At 65.6% G+C, this 15,668-nt stretch carries 19 protein-coding genes; 14 read left to right on the plus strand and 5 right to left on the minus strand.

Annotation, left to right across the window (positions count from 1 at the left end; all coding sequences use genetic code 11):
- Positions 1-3 precede the first annotated feature (3 nt).
- Positions 4-354: a hypothetical protein gene (locus AMK33_RS20495; RefSeq protein ID WP_073934339.1), complete on the minus strand. Its 351-nt coding sequence runs from the start codon at positions 352-354 to the stop codon at positions 4-6.
- Between the two features lie 230 nt (positions 355-584).
- Positions 585-986, minus strand: a complete 402-nt coding sequence (locus AMK33_RS20500) for a hypothetical protein (RefSeq protein WP_073934340.1) — start codon at positions 984-986, stop codon at positions 585-587.
- 139 nt (positions 987-1,125) lie between these two features.
- Between AMK33_RS20500 and AMK33_RS42215 the strand changes: the two genes are divergently transcribed.
- A complete protein-coding gene (locus AMK33_RS42215; protein ID WP_143203848.1) occupies positions 1,126-2,490 on the plus strand; it encodes a hypothetical protein in 1,365 nt (454 codons plus the stop codon).
- A gap of 558 nt (positions 2,491-3,048) precedes the next feature.
- Here the strand turns inward: AMK33_RS42215 and AMK33_RS42220 are convergent.
- The 3 genes from AMK33_RS42220 to AMK33_RS20510 form a co-directional block, all read right to left on the minus strand.
- The gene (locus AMK33_RS42220; protein WP_143203849.1) at positions 3,049-4,497 is read right to left on the minus strand and encodes a HEPN domain-containing protein; all 1,449 of its coding nucleotides are present in this window, start codon (positions 4,495-4,497) and stop codon (positions 3,049-3,051) included.
- Positions 4,498-4,906: 409 nt separating this feature from the next.
- Complete coding sequence (locus AMK33_RS20505) at positions 4,907-5,134, minus strand: hypothetical protein (RefSeq protein WP_073934341.1); 228 nt, start codon at positions 5,132-5,134, stop codon at positions 4,907-4,909.
- Complete coding sequence (locus AMK33_RS20510; RefSeq protein WP_073934342.1) at positions 5,131-6,219, minus strand: DUF1152 domain-containing protein; 1,089 nt, start codon at positions 6,217-6,219, stop codon at positions 5,131-5,133. The genes AMK33_RS20505 and AMK33_RS20510 overlap by 4 nt, the downstream gene beginning before the upstream one ends.
- A 91-nt stretch (positions 6,220-6,310) precedes the next feature.
- Here AMK33_RS20510 and AMK33_RS20515 point away from each other — a divergent pair, with 91 nt between their 5' ends.
- From AMK33_RS20515 to AMK33_RS20575, 13 genes are all read left to right on the plus strand, one after another.
- A complete protein-coding gene (locus AMK33_RS20515; RefSeq protein WP_073934343.1) occupies positions 6,311-7,051 on the plus strand; it encodes a GntR family transcriptional regulator in 741 nt (246 codons plus the stop codon).
- A 279-nt stretch (positions 7,052-7,330) separates the two neighbouring features.
- On the plus strand, positions 7,331-7,795 hold the full coding sequence (locus AMK33_RS20520) for an ATP-binding protein (protein WP_073934344.1): 465 nt from the start codon (positions 7,331-7,333) through the stop codon (positions 7,793-7,795).
- Between the two features lie 65 nt (positions 7,796-7,860).
- Positions 7,861-8,589 carry a GntR family transcriptional regulator gene (locus AMK33_RS20525; protein WP_073934546.1) on the plus strand — a complete coding sequence of 243 codons (729 nt, stop codon included), beginning with the start codon at positions 7,861-7,863 and terminating at the stop codon, positions 8,587-8,589.
- A gap of 122 nt (positions 8,590-8,711) precedes the next feature.
- The gene (locus tag AMK33_RS20530; RefSeq protein ID WP_073934345.1) at positions 8,712-9,062 is read left to right on the plus strand and encodes an SCO3933 family regulatory protein; all 351 of its coding nucleotides are present in this window, start codon (positions 8,712-8,714) and stop codon (positions 9,060-9,062) included.
- A gap of 5 nt (positions 9,063-9,067) precedes the next feature.
- The gene (locus tag AMK33_RS20535; RefSeq protein WP_073934346.1) at positions 9,068-10,444 is read left to right on the plus strand and encodes an FtsK/SpoIIIE domain-containing protein; all 1,377 of its coding nucleotides are present in this window, start codon (positions 9,068-9,070) and stop codon (positions 10,442-10,444) included.
- An 83-nt stretch (positions 10,445-10,527) separates the two neighbouring features.
- Positions 10,528-11,202 (plus strand): DUF2637 domain-containing protein, encoded by a 675-nt coding sequence (locus AMK33_RS20540; protein ID WP_073934347.1) that lies wholly within the window; start codon positions 10,528-10,530, stop codon positions 11,200-11,202.
- 61 nt (positions 11,203-11,263) lie between these two features.
- Positions 11,264-11,422 (plus strand): hypothetical protein, encoded by a 159-nt coding sequence (locus tag AMK33_RS20545; protein WP_443030924.1) that lies wholly within the window; start codon positions 11,264-11,266, stop codon positions 11,420-11,422.
- A complete protein-coding gene (locus tag AMK33_RS20550; RefSeq protein WP_073934349.1) occupies positions 11,422-11,613 on the plus strand; it encodes a mobile element transfer protein in 192 nt (63 codons plus the stop codon). The genes AMK33_RS20545 and AMK33_RS20550 overlap by 1 nt, the downstream gene beginning before the upstream one ends.
- Before the next feature lie 26 nt (positions 11,614-11,639).
- A complete protein-coding gene (locus AMK33_RS20555; RefSeq protein WP_073934350.1) occupies positions 11,640-11,834 on the plus strand; it encodes a hypothetical protein in 195 nt (64 codons plus the stop codon).
- Between the two features lie 36 nt (positions 11,835-11,870).
- A complete protein-coding gene (locus AMK33_RS20560; RefSeq protein WP_073934351.1) occupies positions 11,871-12,122 on the plus strand; it encodes a SpdD protein in 252 nt (83 codons plus the stop codon).
- A gap of 129 nt (positions 12,123-12,251) precedes the next feature.
- Complete coding sequence (locus tag AMK33_RS20565; protein ID WP_073934352.1) at positions 12,252-13,556, plus strand: replication initiator; 1,305 nt, start codon at positions 12,252-12,254, stop codon at positions 13,554-13,556.
- Positions 13,549-13,788 (plus strand): helix-turn-helix transcriptional regulator, encoded by a 240-nt coding sequence (locus AMK33_RS20570; protein WP_073934353.1) that lies wholly within the window; start codon positions 13,549-13,551, stop codon positions 13,786-13,788. The genes AMK33_RS20565 and AMK33_RS20570 overlap by 8 nt, the downstream gene beginning before the upstream one ends.
- The gene (locus AMK33_RS20575) at positions 13,788-15,014 is read left to right on the plus strand and encodes a tyrosine-type recombinase/integrase (protein ID WP_073934354.1); all 1,227 of its coding nucleotides are present in this window, start codon (positions 13,788-13,790) and stop codon (positions 15,012-15,014) included. The genes AMK33_RS20570 and AMK33_RS20575 overlap by 1 nt, the downstream gene beginning before the upstream one ends.
- Positions 15,015-15,668: the final 654 nt, after the last annotated feature.

Consider the following 15,668-nt stretch of genomic DNA (forward strand, 5'->3'; position numbering starts at 1 on the left):
TCATCACCCCTGGTCGCCTTCACCGTGGTTTCCCACTGTTCCCCGCTCCAACTGGTGCGCTTGTGGTGCGTCGGTTGGGTCCTGACCTTGTGCCGTCGACTCGTCGGCTCCGCCGTACAGATCGGAGCGGAGACGTTCCTTGGCTGCCTCAAGGCGCGGGCCGTAGTCGGGCATGAAGATCTCGCTCAGCGTCTTGTCCAGCGTTCCGGAGATCGTGTAGATCGGCGACCAGACGGCTCGGTCGTGCACGAGCCCCTCAAGGGCGTCGGACTCGAACATGACTTGGTAAAGCCAGTCCGACAGCACGAACGCTTGATCGCGCGTGAGCCTGATCGTGATCGCTTCCTCGTCCACGCACTCAACCTAGCTGCCACCACCCGTGGTGCATTGGGTTCTGGCTTCCGTGCTGACCAACACGATCGCCAACTTTGTTCTGGTTCTCAGGGCTACTTACGGGGCCGCTCGCCTACGTTCACGGGCGCTCGGCGACTTGTTGTGGCGCACCTCTTGTGGAACGCGCCTGAACGCCGAGAGACGGAGACTGAGACCCGCAGCGGCTTGACCCTGTACGCGATGGGGTGTGTTCACCAGTCCCGCCACTGGTCCGTGAGCTCATGTCGGCCGAGCCCGCGGCTGGCGGTTAGGGCTGCGACGTCGACCCCATGCTCCGTGAGGGCCTCGTCGATGTAGAGGCAGAGCTGCTCGCGCTCATCGGTTTCGAAGGCGCACTCGTCGTGGGCTTCGTTCACCGCGTTCAGGGCCAGGACGACGCGCTCGACCACAGCGAAGACTTGCTCGTCGTCGCCCACAGCGAGAGTGGGCAGCTCGGCCTCGAAGGCGTCCAAGACGGCGTCAGTCGCCGACAGAAGTGCGTCAGGGAACAAGTCGACCATGCATGCGCAGTCGGGATCCAGAGTGCCGGCGGCAAGCTCCGCAGCTTCCTCGGCTATGCCCCTGCGCCAGTTCGTCGTCGGTCTCTCAGTCACGAGGTCGGACCGTACAGCGAGGGTAGGACATCGAGGACGTTGCCTACGCCTTGCCGGGAAGGTGCACGAGCTTGGGAAGCTCTGCGTGGATCGACAGATCCGGCTGCGCGGCGCCGGACCGTGAGAGCACACTGCCCTAGTGATCGAGAAGCTCGTATCCCTGACCAAGACCCTTGGAATTATCGCCTTCTATTGCGGGGTGGTGATTTCATGGGTCAAGACGGCACCGCTTCGCCAATCGTTGAAACGACGAGCAAAACAGATTGTTCGGAGGGTAGTTAGGGCCGTAGATCGTCACTGGAGCGCATGGACCACGGCGCATGCAATGCGGCGCGTAAGCAAGGCGTTGGCCCACCTGGAGAGGACTGTACCTGGGGTACCGACGCGTGAATGGATCGTTGTGATTGAGGCAACCAAGGCTTGGACTGCCTTCATGCCTGTCGCGCTCGTTGGGCAGGCGATCAAGGTTGTTCTTTTGGGCTTGGCGCTGCTAAATGTGGGGAAGATTGTCGCTGGAGTCAGGTATGTTATTCAACACCCGCCCGGTAGCGGGCGTCCGCGTGAGCTGAGCTGCCAAGTGGGTGGGCAGGTACACGGGCAGCATCCGGTAGTTGGTGCTAGTACTTCATCGCATTGCACTGAGCTCGATCCGCTCGCGACTCTCTGGGGTGCAGGGCGTGATGCCGGTGAATGGCTGTGGTCCGAGCTTGCGCCTGTGGCCGCCAATCCATTGGAAGACCTGATGACGACTGCACGAACAGTTGCCGCTTTAGCCCTGTCGGTAATGCTTGGGATGGCCCTGTGGGTGGCAGTGTCCCTTCTTCGCCATGCCAACGACTCTACCGAGCGCCGTCGTCCCAGCCTTCTACCCCCTGCTTCCAGGGAACCCCAACGGGTGCCATCGCAGATGACCCAATATGGTCCGACAGCAACGTGGCAGCCAGTTGTGGTTTTACTGGCTGTCTGCAGGAGCGTCGGGCTGGCATACAACCAGTTGGAATCCCGCCACGTGCTGCATGCGCCCCGGGTCAGTTTGAAGACAGCCGAGCGGATTGTATGGTCCGCTTGGCGAACTAGGCACGGTCGTATCCGACGCGCTCGCCGGGGCGAACTGAAGAGGCATGCCGCCGTGGTAGTCGGAGCCGTCCGCGCCATGGAAGCACGGCAGGACAGTGAGGCCGATACGTCGAGAGTTTTGGAAGAAACGGCGGTAATGCTGCTGAAGATCGCTCAGCGATATGCAGAAGGGCGCACACTAGCACTGTTGGATGCCGAGGAACTTCAGAACGTGACTCCGGCACAGAGCCGGGAATGGATGCGTCTAATCTCCCTGGGATTGATTGTCACCGGCACAGTGACGGGCGCATTGATAGCCGGATTGCCGGACGCAGCAGCTACACCGCTAATCGGGGTTATTTCGTTGCTCGCTTGGAGTATTTTGTACGGAGGGCGGATGGTTGGCTCTGATCTTGTCGATGTCATGCGGGGACAGAGCCGCAGGTAACGATGATGACGTGCTATTCAACTATGTTGGCGGTTTCGCTGGACGCCAACGGGGGGCGGGTCAGCCGCATCCGTGGACGGTCGGCCGTGGGAGGGCGTCGTAACGCCCGAAAACGTCAATGACCCGTCACTGTTCGAAGGGTGCTGGCCGGGGTGCGAGTGTCTAGCCTGTGAGTCGGCCGACCGCGGTGCAAAGCCAAGACGGTCATCGCGGACAAGGGCTGCTTCTCGCAGCCATCCGGTCCGGCTTACACCGACGTGGCGTGCCAGCAGTCATCTTGGGACGGACCGACCAGGCGCGGGCCGTCCACGTCGCGGATCGGCCGGCTGACGGCCGCCCGCCTTAGATGTCAAGCAGTACAAGGTCCGCAGCTTCATCGAACGCTGCTGCACCAGACTCAAGCAATTCCAGCTGTACCCACCCGCTTCGGCGAGCCGACTGCGCTCCCTGGACTGGTCCGCACTGTCTGATCTTTGCCACAGAACCTAGCCGGAGGCCACTTCAGGCCATCAGCGAGGAGAGCTTGTGGCTGAGGAGTGTTGTTGCTGCTCTGGGGCTCTACGAAGGAACCGCCATCTCTTTCTTGAACTGGCGGCTGACGTGACTGATCTTTGAGTTCATCTCAACGGCTCGCCGTTGGACCTCCTGGCTGACCCCTAGCTCTGACATTAGGACTAGACAGAGCAGGGCGTAGGTGACTTCCATGAGAAGGAAGGCCTGAGAGATTTCATCACTTTCAGAGGATCTTTCGTTCGCGTGTGCTAGATCGTTCCTGGCCTTCTTCAGCGCCCTTGCCCACCGCTCGCGGTCTCCTAGAAGAGCGTCGACCGCCCCATCGTCAGGTATGGAGGCGAGTTCAAGCATGCGCTCGTTGTACGTAGGATTATTGCGCAGGCCTGTTTTCACAAAGTCGACCAAATGTTTGGGCTCATCGGATAGGGCCGCAAGTATCTTGTCTTTGAGTTTCCTGTATTCCTGCTTGGTGAGGGGGGTGCTGGTCGAGCGGAGGCATGCATGGATACTTTCGGCCGCTGTGGCGGCGCCCAGGAGACGTGTTCCGACATACCCCCTATCAATGTATCTAAGGCCAAATAGAATATTGCAGCCAGTGCGGGCCCTTCCTTTCAGCTCTAGCCATGCAGGGATGACGTCTATGAAATCAATGTCGGCAAGAGTGAATAGTGGCTCCTTGTCTCTAGTTGACTTCTCTTGGCTTGACGTTCGATAGATCTGACGTCCAATTACCTCGACTTCTTTTGGTGTGCCATCGGGTTCCTCAAAAGTGAGTGTCCTGCTCAATGCGCCACACGGTTCATAGGTACTGAGAGTCAGTAGGTCCTGCATGTCCTTCTCTACCTCATCAAAGTACTTGCATGGAACGGGATTAGGTGGAGTGAAGGTGAGTACCGCGCACTCCCATCCCGAAGCAGATCTTTCATTGGACACCTTCTTGTCTTCGTATTGAAAGTCCCTTGTGAGCAGGCGTAGTGAAATCTCAAGGTCGGCGTGCCGTACGGCTACAGGTTCTATCTCCACTTTTTCCACCCGCTTCGATCGAGGAAGACCTCCATCCCTTCTTTCTATAGAAATCCGAAAGGCCGTCTTATGTGACCAGTGGAGCAGGCGTTCAAGCCTGAGGTGGGCGCGAACGAACATGGGGGCGTCAAGGCTCTCTAGATGTATGCCTCGCAGGATTCGGATGGAAGTCCAATCCTGTCTAGTGATATCACCGTCGAAGAAACCGAGACCGCTGCTATGGACGCAGCTGTTGTCTAGTAGTGTGAACTTTTCACTACCTGAGCTTCCATGAATCAAGGGGACGTCGCGCCTGTCGCTACTTATGGAGTATCCACCTCCGTTGGCAAACGGTTGCCGAATCGTGAGGTCGAATCCGCCGACAAGTTCCAACCTGGCTTCGCCCTCTTCGTTGCAGCGCAGAATGCCAGGAATTCTCACCCCCGGGGTTGCAGCTTCCCACCAATGTCCGCGCCAAGTACGTTCAGTCATGAACCGCAGGGTAGTGGTTTGACCGTCGTGTTGAGTGGCCGATGAGGAAGACGCGGAAGGTAGGCCGACAAGGTCGGTGGAGCGGCTTTGGGCTGGAGCTGCTTTGGCGCGAGTGATCATGGCCCCGTAAGCTTCCGGCGCGTCGGGCAGTCTGTGGACCTGCCCGGTAAAGCACGACGTTGGGGCCATGATCTTCGAGGCTCGCGCCAAAGTGGCTGCCTAAAGCCGTGGAGCCGACCGCCCCAGCCACGACGTACCCCTTCTCTCACGTCAGGCGGCTCATTGCTCAGTGCGCGGCACGGGCGTCGGCCGGGCTGGAGCGGGGCGGAGACAGGAGCGCAGGCCCGGCCGGGGGCCGGGCCGCGCGCGGGGAGCGGAGCGAGCCGCCTTGAACCTGTAGAGAAGGTTGTTACTCAGTCGATTCTGGGGTGGCTGTGATGCTGCGGGACTGTGCTGCGGCTCGTCGGAGGGCGTCGGCCACTTGGTCGGCTGCATCGGCGGACAAGAGGATCTCTTGGGTCCACAGGATCGAGATCCTGACGTTGCCGTTCAGCAGATTGGTGGCAACGTCGACCTCGGTGCCGCTACCGGTGACGTCCTGCACGTTGAGATCTGGATCGCTTCCGTACGCGCTCATTGCTTCAGGCTCCACAAGGGAGCCGCGTACTGCTCGGGCCGGTTGTTGATGAGGAACTGGCGCAGGGTTTCGCGCTGTGAGCCGTTCAGGTTCAGCGCCTCGGTGATGCGGCGGAACGTCGTGTGGGTGGCTCCGCGGCTTCGGGCCTCGGCCTCGAACTGATCGAGTTGGGTCAGTACGGCTTCGGGGGCGAATTTCGCTGGTGGTTGGTCCTTGAGCCATGTGGCCTTGTTGCGCTCGTAGTCGATCTCTGAGTATCCGCAGATCTCGCGGCTGTATGCCTCTACCTCGTCCAGGGTGGCGGTCGTCGTGACAGCGCGGGCCAACTGGTTGCGGTTCAGTGCTTCGTCCAGGTCGACCTCATGGACGGTCGGCCCTTCGTCGGTGAGAGGGACGGGAAGGCCGGCGTCCCGCATCTCGCACGTGCCGCGTACTCCGCGGGCCGTCGCGGCGAGCATCCCGGTTGCCTCGGAGGGGTGCCACTCCAGGACCGAGCTGATCGGCTCCACGTCCTTGGCTGTGAAGGTGTGGACGAGGGGGCCGAGCATGCCGCGCAGGTCATCAGGGGGCAGTTCGCCGTCCAGGCCGGGGCCTGCCACCAGGAGGCGGATCGGTGCGCTCACTTGGCAGCACGCGGCGAGCGTGACGGCGTCGGCGAGCGGGCTCTTGAGTGTCGGCTCATCGCCTCGGGCGAGGATGTCTCCGCCGACGTCCAGGAGATCGATCGACTCCGGTGAGAAGTGGCTTACCAACTCTTCGAGTTGGCGGCTGATCCCCTCGACTCCGTGGTGTGGATCGATCAGCGCGAAGGTGTGCGGGAGCTCTGCCGCGAGTCGGGGGAGGGTGGAGCCTGCTGGAGCGATCGGCCGGGCTTCGGCCGGCACTGCCCGAACTGCTGGGGTGAGGTGCTGGAGGCCGGTGAAGTTGTCCGGTCCCCGGGGGCCCGGTACCGGGTCGATCAAGAGGCGGTCCCACGCGTAGGTGAGGATCACCGCCTGGTCCTCGTCGCCATAGAGGGCGGTGTGAAGCATTGCGGCGGCGACTGCGTCGCCCCCTCCTCCTGCTGCGACGATCAACCGCTTCATGCGGTTCAGCCTACGGGGTCGAGGGTTGACCACTCACTCTATAGTGGCTACTGGCCATGGCCACTTGGCCCCGCAAAGGTGAGGAGGAGGCATGCCACAGATCGAGGAGGCTCAGCCGAAGTATCTTCAGATCGCGCACTACATCCGTGATCAGATTCTTCGGGGTGACCTGCGACCGGGGGACGAGGTTCCCTCGGAGCGGCAGCTGGCTGCGAGTTGGAACGTGTCCCGTCCGACTGCCGCGCGGTCGTTGGAGGCGCTGAGCCATCAGGGGCTCGTCGAGAAACGTCAGGGGTCGGGCACGTACGTGCGGAGCCTGGAGGTCAACCGGCGGGCGCGTGAGTTGTACGGGAGGGCTCGGCAGACCGGGAAGATCTACACGCCTGGTGAGTACGCGGTGATCACCTCGGCCGGTTGGATGGAGGCGCCGGATCACGTCGCTGAGGCTTTGGGCCTGGTCAAGGACCGTCGAGCCGTGCATCGGCGTCGGGTGACGAACAACCAGGCCGGGCCGATCACCCTGTCCACTTCGTGGTTCGCTCCGGACATCGGCCGGCGTGCGCCGAAGCTCCTGGAACCTGAGCGGATTCAGGAAGGGACGCTCATGTACGTCGAGAACATGACGGGGCGCCAGGGCAGTTATGCCGAAGATCGTATGTGCGCTCGCGGCGCGACGGGGGAAGAGGCTGCGGATCTTCAACTGCCATCCGGGTCGGCCGTCCTGATCGTTCACCACGTCGTCTTCGACCTCCAGGACCGTCCGTTGGAGTTCGCCGAAGCCACGTACCCGCCGCATCGCTGGGCGTTCGAGCAGGGGTACCCGCTCACCTGATGGCCTGGTAGTTACGTCGAATCGCTTGCGCCGCCCAAGTGGCTAATGCCACTATCCAGGAAGTGGCTAAGGCCACTTGGATTCGGAAGGGGGCGCGGAGTGACGAGTCAGCGGCCGGACCAGGGCGCGCGTGCAACTTGCCGGGGATGTCGGGGGCGCGGTTGGAAGCGCGTCGGCTCCCGTACGGCTCTGGCGCTCTCGGCGGCCAACGACCGCGTCCGCGTCACGTCGAAACGACGCTGCCTCGACTGCGACGGCAGCGGCAAGGAGTGAGTGCGGATGGCCTACTCGATCGACCGCTACCCCTCTGCGGACTCGCCGCGACTCGGTGCCATGACCTTGAGCCCCGTCGCGGAGTCCGTGCCTCGGGCCCGGCGCTGGTTCCGAAAGTTCATCGCCCCGTACAACCCGGCCTGCTCGATCGACGACTGCGTGTTGATGATCTCGGAGCTGGTGACCAACGCCATTGTCTACGGGCGGGCTGACGAGACCTGGACGGTGCGCGTTGCGTGGTACCGCGTGGAGACGGCGCTCCGGGTGGAGGTGCACAATCCGGGGTTCCCGGCGAATGTGCGCATGCGGCAACCTGACGCCGGCGATGCCCACGGGCGCGGGCTGCTCCTCGTCGACTCCATCGCCGACTCGTGGCACTCCGGTCCCAGCCGCTTCGGCGGGACGGTCGTCTCGTTCACCATGGCCGATGCCTGGTCGCCCGATGAGGTCTTCGGGCCCGTTCTGTTCTGACGGCACGGTTGTCGCTAGTCTGGTTGACCAGTTGACTTGGCCAATCTCGACAGGTGGCGGCGTTCATGGCGTATGAAGTGGAGGCACCGAAGTACGTACGCCTTGCGCAGACGATTCAGCGCCGCATCGAGGACGGCACCTATCCGCCTGGCACTCGGGTGCCCAGTGAGAACCAGCTGGTGCAGTCCTTCGGGATGTCCCGTCCGACCGTCGTGCGGGCTCTGGAGCTGCTCAAGCGGGACGGCTGGCTGGAGTCTCGGCAGGGATACGGCACGATCGTCCGGGGTCGCCCTGAAGTTGTCGAGCAACAGGACCGGCGGGGGCGAGAGGTCCTGAAGCGCGACGAGTCGCGGTCCTCCGGGCGCCTGGTCGAAGTCGCTGAAACGCCTGTTCCGGCGCGGGTCGCTTCAGCGCTCGGGCTTCCGAAGCGAGCCAAGGTCCTCATGCGCCGTTTCCTGGCGGAGGAGGGCGGTGAAGCGGTCGAGTTGGTCTCGACGTACTTCCCCGCCGGCCTGGTCGAGGGGACCGAGCTGGCGAGCACCGATGCCCTGAGCGGCAGCGTGCGCGAGCATGTGGAGGCTCGGAAGAAGGTCCGCTACGACCACGTGACGGAACGGGTCTCGGCCCGACTGCCTGAGAGTGGTGAAGCCGAGCTTCTGGGCCTGCCGGACGGTGTACCCGTGCTCAGCGTCCTGGTCGTCGCGTGCGATGCGTCCGGGCGGGCGCTGCAAGTCTCTGACGTGCTGCTTCCGGCCGACCGTCAGGAACTCGAAGACACCTATCGCTTGAACTGACCCCTGATCCAGGCGAGTTCGCCCACAACACCACTTGACAAGTCAACCTGTCATCCCTAGCTTCGAACTTGCTAAGTCAACTTGTCAGGTGGCGAGTTGATCGACTCGAAGGGGAAATCTCTGTGCGTGTGATCCGCGTTGACGCCTCGACCGCCACGATCCTGCTCACCGAAGCGCCGGCGCCCAAGGTGCGCGACCGGCAGACCGGTGAGATCGCCAAGGATGCTGTGAGCGGTGAGGCACTGATGACGGTCGGCGTCGTCTTCATCGACGAGGGCGAGTCGTCCCTGATCCAGGTCACCATCCCCGAGAGCGGGGTGACCGACGGGCTGACGGTCGGCGCTCCTGTCTCGCTGCCGGGGCTCGTCGCCCGGCCGTGGGAGAGCGTGTTCAACGGCCAGCAGCGGCACGGCATCGCCTACCGGGCCACCGCTGTGGCTCCGGGAGCCTTCCCGATGGCGCAGGCGGGCTGATCGCCGTGACCGACCTGGTGACGCTGGCCGAGTGGGGCGCGCCGCTCGCTGCGGTAGGCGGCGGTGCGCTCTACGCCCGGCACGCCCACCCTGCGGCGTACTGGTCCACGGTCGGGCTGCCGGTCTCGGTGGCCCGGCTGCTGGCCTCGTACTCCTCGACCATGGACGCGTGCGGCCTGACGGTCCCGCCGTCCCGGTTGCGGGCGCTGGCCGTCAAGGCGACCACTCGGCGGGAGGTCCGGCCCGTACCGCCTCGGCGGGGCATGATCCGGCCCACGTCGACCGGACTGCGGCTCCGGCTAAGGCTGGCTCCGGGACAGGAACCCGCGGATGTGGCGGCCTCGGCCGAACGGCTGCGGCATGCCTGGGGCGTTCACGCCGTGTACGTGCGGGACGTCAAGCCCGGGGTCGTGGAACTGCGGCTCGTCGGCTTCGACGTCTTGCGCAAGGTGCGGATGCCTCGTCGGACCGTCGTCGGTCCGCTTCGGGTACCGGTGGCCCTGCGTGAGGACGCGACGGCGTTCGTGCGGGACTACCGGGCCGTTCCGCACGAACTCGTCCTCGGTGCCACGCTGTCGGGCAAGTCCATGTTCCTGCGGAACCTGCTCGTCGGGCTGGCTGCTCAGCCGGTCGTCCTCGTCGGGATCGACTGCAAGCGCGGTGTCGAACTGGCGCCGTTCGCGGCCCGGCTCTCCGCCCTGGCCACCGATCCGGAGCAGGCGGCCGAGCTGCTGCCCGTGCTGGTGAAGGAGATGGAGGAACGCTACGACCTGATCAAGGCCCGGCAGGGCATCGGCCCCGGGACCCCGGATGAGCTGATCACCTCGGACATCTGGGGCCTGCCGGACGACGAACGCCCAGCTCCCATCGTGCTGTTCATCGACGAGGTGGCGGAACTCTTCCTCGTCGCCACAAGGAAGGAGGAGGAACGGCGGGACGAGATGGTCACCCAGCTCATCCGCCTCGCTCAGCTCGGTCGTGCGGCCGGCATCCATCTGGAGGTGTGCGGGCAGCGCTTCGGCGCAGAGCTGGGCAAGGGCGCCACCATGCTGCGGGCCCAGCTGACCGGCCGGGTCTGCCACCGGGTCAACGACGAAGCCTCCGCAAAGATGGCGCTCGGGGACATAGCCCCTGAGGCGGTATACGCGGCCTGCGGCATCGCGCCCGAGCTGCCTGGCCTCGCCGTCGTCGGTGACACCTCCGGCGGCTGGTCCCGCATCCGTACGCCCCACCTTTCCCTCGCCGCAGCGTCGGTCATCTGCCGCGAGACGGCCCGCCTCGCACCTGACGTGCCCGCGCTCGCGTCCTTCCGCCCCTACGTCCCGCCCGCGCCCGTGGAGGCATCCGGGCCGGTAGCCACTCCTCGCCCCGTCGTCGAGTAGCCGAACCCGCTCCCACGGTCGGCGCGACCGTCCCGCGCCACGTCCCTACCCCACCCATGCCTGAAACCGGAAGGAGTCGCGCCATGCGTACCCTGCCCGTCCGTGTGGACGCCGTACTCGTCCAGGCGCTCATTGCCGCCGCGCTGTCCTTCGCCCACCTGCACGACCTTGCCTCCGCCGCCGGACAGGACGGCTGGAAGGCGTGGGCCTACCCGGTCTCCGTCGACCTGCTGATGGTGGCGGCCTGGCGGCGACTCCGCTCCGGGGAAGCGAAAGCGGCGGGGTGGTGCTGGTTCGTCGTCGCGCTGGCGGCCTCTCTCGGCGCCAACGTCGCCACTGCCGGGCTGCTCGACCTGGACGACGTTCCCGCCTGGCTGCGCATCCTCGTCGCCGGCTGGCCCGCGGTCGCCTTCCTCGGCGGCACGCTCCTCGCCCACGGCGCACCGAAGACACCGCGTGCTGTGGCCGATACCGAAACGCCTTCGACGATCACGGACACGGTGCCCCAACCGCCCGCCACAGAGGTGAAGCCGTCCGTAGCGGTGGCCGAGCTGTCGCCCGTCGAAGTCGGGTCGGTTCAGCCCTCGTCCGCACCCGTGCCGTCCGCTCCGGTACCGCCCGCCCTCGTCGCCCTGGCCCGCAAGGTCGCCGACGAGCACCACGCCCGTACCGGCACCCCCATCGACACTCCGACCCTTCGCGCCCGGCTCGGCGTCCCTTTGCCGCTGGCCGAAGCCATCGCCTCTCAACTCACCTGATCTCGGAGGACTTCCCACCGTGCGACCGTCCACGCTCCGCGCACTCAAGCGTGCTGCCGAGTTGACCCGACAGAACCGCCTCACCGAAGCAGTGCTGATCGCCGAACCGGTGATCCTCGCCGCCGACAGCTACGAGGGCGACGAGATCTTGCGCTGGCTCGCCGATCACGTCACCGACTTCACCGGTGAAACCGGCAACGACCAGAAGGAGATCCCCTGATGCCCGCCAACCGTCGCTTCCGCAACGTCGTCCGCATCGGCCCCGTCCAGGTCGGCACGTACTACGACGGCCGGGGCCGCGAGAAGCACACCGCCGCCTGCACGGCTCCGCGCTGCGGCTTCGCCACCGACTACGACAGCCGCGCCGCAGCCGAACTGGCCGCGCGTACCCACCGCTGTGCCGTCCGCTGATCCGAGATGACACCCGAGGAGATCCCGTGACTGTCTCGCTGCCGCTCGTCTTCGTCCTGGGCGTCATCGCCTGGGCCGCGATCAAGTTCCTCGGTATCCGCCTCTGGGTCGCCGTAGTGATCGCGCTGTTCGGCTTCTGGCTCTCGCACACCGTCCTCGCCCCGGTCATCGAGTCCGGCACCCGCTCCGGGGTCGACGTCGTGAACGGCAACCGCGACTGAGCCAACGACCGCAAGCAACCGCAGAGGAGATCCGCCGTGTTCCGTCCCAAGCTGCCCGACACTCCGCACGTCCCGAGCATCACCACGCACATCCCGCAGAACCATGCTCCGGTTCCGGCTCACTCCGCCGGCCGCCCGATTGTCCCGTTCGTGGGCGTCGGTGTCGGAGCGGTCGTCGTCGGGGTCGTCCTCACCGCGCTCCTGGCGGCGGTCGCCGTCTCGGCCATCTCCGTGGCCATCGCGGCCGTCGTCCTGCGCTCCCTCGTCACCAACGCCAACAGGCGCTGACCGGCCCGGGGCGGCAACAAGCCGCCAAGCATCCCGCCGCCCCGGGGCCGTCCCTCCCAACCGCCGAAACAGCCGAAAGGAAGAACCATCATCACCCGGCAGACTCCGCCACCGCTGGCGGAACTCTCCATGCTCGCCTCACTCGGCACCCTGCCCGAGCTGGCCCGCCAACTCTCCGGACTGGGCGGCTGCACCCACCCGGTACGCCTCGACGGCCACCGCACCGAATACGCCGTCGACACCACGACCGGTGAGGTCGGGCGAGTCCTGCACCACCTCGACTCGGCCGCCCTCCCCGCAGGGAACCTCCTCGTCCGCTGCAACAACCGCCGTGCCACCCGCTGCGCTGCCTGCGCCGAGGTCTACCGCCGCGACACCTACCACCTGATTACCGCCGGGCTCCGCGGCGGCAAGGGCACCCCTGAGCAGGTCGGCGCGCACCCGCGCGTCTTCGCCACGTTCACCGCGCCGAGCTTCGGCCCGGTTCACAACCGTCCCTCCAGCGGGCGGCCCTGCCGCTGTGGCATCCGGCACGACGACACGGATCCGGCCCTCGGCACACCCCTCACCCCGGACACGTACGACTACGAAGCGGCTGTGCTCTGGAACGCTCACGCCGGGGCCCTGTGGCGCCGGTTCTCCATCTACCTCCGCCGTGAGGTCGCCAAGCTGGCCGGCCTCACGCAACGGGCCTTCCGTGACCACGCCCGTATTTCCTTCGCCAAGGTCGCCGAGTACCAGAAGCGCGGAGCCGTCCACTTCCACGCGGTCATCCGCCTCGACGGCCCCGAGGGCGGCGACACCTCGCCCCCGGCCTGGGCCACGGCCGAGCTGCTGAGCGATGCGATCCACGCCGCTGCCACCGCTGCTCGCGTCAGCGGTCCGACCGTCGACGGACGGGCCCACAACTTCACCTTCGGCCGTCAGCTCGACGTCCGCCCGATCCGTTCCTCCGACTTCGACGACGGCCAGGAGCTGACTGAGCGGGCCGTAGCGGCGTACATCGCCAAGTACGCCACCAAAGGCGCCGAGACGGCGACCGGCACCCTGGACCGCCCGATCCGCTTCGTCGCCGAGCTGGCCCAAGCCCGCATCACCGACCACGCCCGCCGCATGATCCGAACCGCCTGGACCCTCGGCGCACGCCCCGAGCTGGCAGACCTCCGTCTACGGGCCTGGGCGCACATGCTCGGCTTCCGCGGCCACTTCTCCACCAAGTCCCGCCGCTACTCCACCACCCTCGGCGCCCTCCGCGACGCCCGCGCCGAGTGGCGCCGCGCACAAGCCCTGGCAGCGAACGAGACCGATCCGGACACGACCCTCGTCCTTGCGCACTGGGTCTACGCCGGAACCGGCCTCACCGACGCCGAAGCCTGGCTCGCCGAAACCCTCGAACCCGCTCCCGGAACGGAAGGAGAACCCACCCATGGGTAGCCGTCGCCTCGCTGTCGCGGAAGCAGCTTCCGAGCCGCGTGGTCTGCCGTCGCGGTACCTGACTCCTGACGACCTTGTGGCCATGTTCGATCTGCCCAGCGTCGAGACGGTCTACCAGTGGCGCCGAAAGCGCACCGGTCCCCGCGGCTTCCGCGTCGGCCGGCACCTGCGCTACGACCCTGCGGACGTCCAAGCGTGGGTTGAGTCCCTGCGGGAAGGGGCCGCTGCCTGATGGCCGGGCACATTCAGGACCGCTGGTACCGGACCGAGACTGGCCCGGACGGGAAAGTGCGCAAGGTCAAGACCGAGCGCTACGGTTCCGGCCTCCGCTACCGCGCTCGCTACGTCGGCCCGGACGGCACGGAGAAGTCCAAGAGCTTCCCCGACCGTCAGAAGCGGCTCGCTGATCAGTGGCTGGCGCACATCGAGGCGGACATGGCGCGCGGGCAGTACATCGACCCGCGCGCCGCCCGGATCACCTTCCAGCAGTACGCCGAGCGCTGGGTCACCACGCAGGGCGCCGACCCGAACACCCAAGCCTCGATGGAGTCGCAGCTACGGCTGCACGCCTTCCCCTACCTCGGCTCGCGTCCGCTCGGCTCCTTCCAGCCGGCTCACATCCGCGACTGGGTAAGGCAGTTGCAGGAGAACGGTGTCCGCGGGTCGTACGCCCGGACGATCTACTCCAACGTGCGGGCGGCGCTCAGTGCGGCCGTGGATGACGGCCACCTGCCCCGGAACCCTTGTGCCGCTCGGTCGGTTCGGCCGCCGACCGTCGACACCAAGCGCGTTGTGCCCTGGACACCTGAGCGGGTCTTCGCCGTCCGGGCCGCCATGCCCGAGCGCTACCAAGCCATGGTCGACCTGGGCGGCGGCTGTGGGCTCCGCCAGGGCGAGATTTTGGGTGTGGCCGTCGACGCGATCGACTTCGACTCGGACACGCTCCACGTGGTGCAGCAACTGAAGCTGAGCCGTAGCAAGGCCGTGTTCGCGCCGCCGAAGGGCGGGAAGCTGCGGGACGTACCGCTTCCTGGTCCCGTCGCCGACGCGTTTCGAGAGCACATGAAGCGGTTCCCACCGGTCGAGATCACCTTGCCGTGGAAGGTTGCCGACGGTCCTCCGGTGACCAAGAGGCTCATCTTCACCGGGCCTCGCGGCGGTCACGTCTGGCGGACGTCCCTCAATGAGGAGGTGTGGAAGCGGGCGCTGGCCTCGGCTGGGGTGATCCCCGAGCGGAAGCCCGGTGAGTCGTACGCCGAGTCCCGCGAGAACGGCATGCACGCCCTCCGGCACTTCTACGCCTCGGTGCTCCTGGACGCTGGCGAGAACATCAAGGCCCTCGCCGAGTACCTCGGCCACTCGGACCCGGGGCTGACGCTCCGCGTGTACGCGCACTTGATGCCGTCGAGCCAGGAGCGCACCCGCAAGGCTGTGGCTTCGATCTTCGATCACCAGTGATACGAGGGCTGTGGTCAGAAGCCGGTACTGCTGTAGCCGTACGAACATTTCGGTGGAGAAGTTCGCTGAAGAAGTAAGTCAGCAAAGTTCGCGGACAAGCTCACAAAGTTGCTTCGAGATTTTACGCGTGAGAGATTGGAGCCTAGAAAGACTGCGGACCTGGATCCGGCTGCAACCAGATCCAGGCCCACTGCAGTCAGCGAGCCCGGTCGCTTACCAGCAGACCGGGCTCACTGCATGTTGTGCAGCTCCCGGTCGCGACCGTCCTCGCGCGTGACTCGCTCATCGAGCGAACTGCGTCACGCCGGTAGCGATGGCCACCAAGAGGCTCGCGCCCGTAAGCCAGACCTGCCACCTCTCGGCACTGGTCCACCTACGAGACTCGTCCTTCTCAAGGTTCATCTCCACCATCTCCCTTCTCCTCCAGCCGGCCCGCCGATCGGGCCGGAGCCTTGGAACTCACGCACACCTACGCGGAGTTCAGGGGAGGTTCAGGTGAGGCGCGATCAGCATACCGGGCACATCGCTATTCACCGAGACACACGGGAACGCTTGACAGCGGCCCCGAATCCCTTTCACGGCCCAGCGACGGCCCCAGCACAGAAACAGGCCCCCTGCCTACGGGAAAACCGCAGGCAGAGGGCCTGTTCAGTA

This window comes from Streptomyces sp. CB02400, from assembly GCF_001905725.1.
GTDB classification, from domain to species: domain Bacteria; phylum Actinomycetota; class Actinomycetes; order Streptomycetales; family Streptomycetaceae; genus Streptomyces; species Streptomyces atrovirens.

Coding starts and splice junctions, on each gene's coding strand:
- AMK33_RS20570 (WP_073934353.1), top strand. CDS start 13,549: ATGGGTAGCCGTCGCCTCGCTGTCGCGGAAGCAGCTTCCGAGCCGCGT.
- AMK33_RS20515 (WP_073934343.1), top strand. CDS start 6,311: ATGCCACAGATCGAGGAGGCTCAGCCGAAGTATCTTCAGATCGCGCAC.
- AMK33_RS20575 (WP_073934354.1), top strand. CDS start 13,788: ATGGCCGGGCACATTCAGGACCGCTGGTACCGGACCGAGACTGGCCCG.
- AMK33_RS20505 (WP_073934341.1), bottom strand. CDS start 5,134: ATGAGCGCGTACGGAAGCGATCCAGATCTCAACGTGCAGGACGTCACC.
- AMK33_RS20550 (WP_073934349.1), top strand. CDS start 11,422: ATGCCCGCCAACCGTCGCTTCCGCAACGTCGTCCGCATCGGCCCCGTC.
- AMK33_RS20525 (WP_073934546.1), top strand. CDS start 7,861: ATGGCGTATGAAGTGGAGGCACCGAAGTACGTACGCCTTGCGCAGACG.
- AMK33_RS20565 (WP_073934352.1), top strand. CDS start 12,252: ATGCTCGCCTCACTCGGCACCCTGCCCGAGCTGGCCCGCCAACTCTCC.
- AMK33_RS20540 (WP_073934347.1), top strand. CDS start 10,528: ATGCGTACCCTGCCCGTCCGTGTGGACGCCGTACTCGTCCAGGCGCTC.
- AMK33_RS42220 (WP_143203849.1), bottom strand. CDS start 4,497: ATGACTGAACGTACTTGGCGCGGACATTGGTGGGAAGCTGCAACCCCG.
- AMK33_RS20520 (WP_073934344.1), top strand. CDS start 7,331: ATGGCCTACTCGATCGACCGCTACCCCTCTGCGGACTCGCCGCGACTC.
- AMK33_RS20510 (WP_073934342.1), bottom strand. CDS start 6,219: ATGAAGCGGTTGATCGTCGCAGCAGGAGGAGGGGGCGACGCAGTCGCC.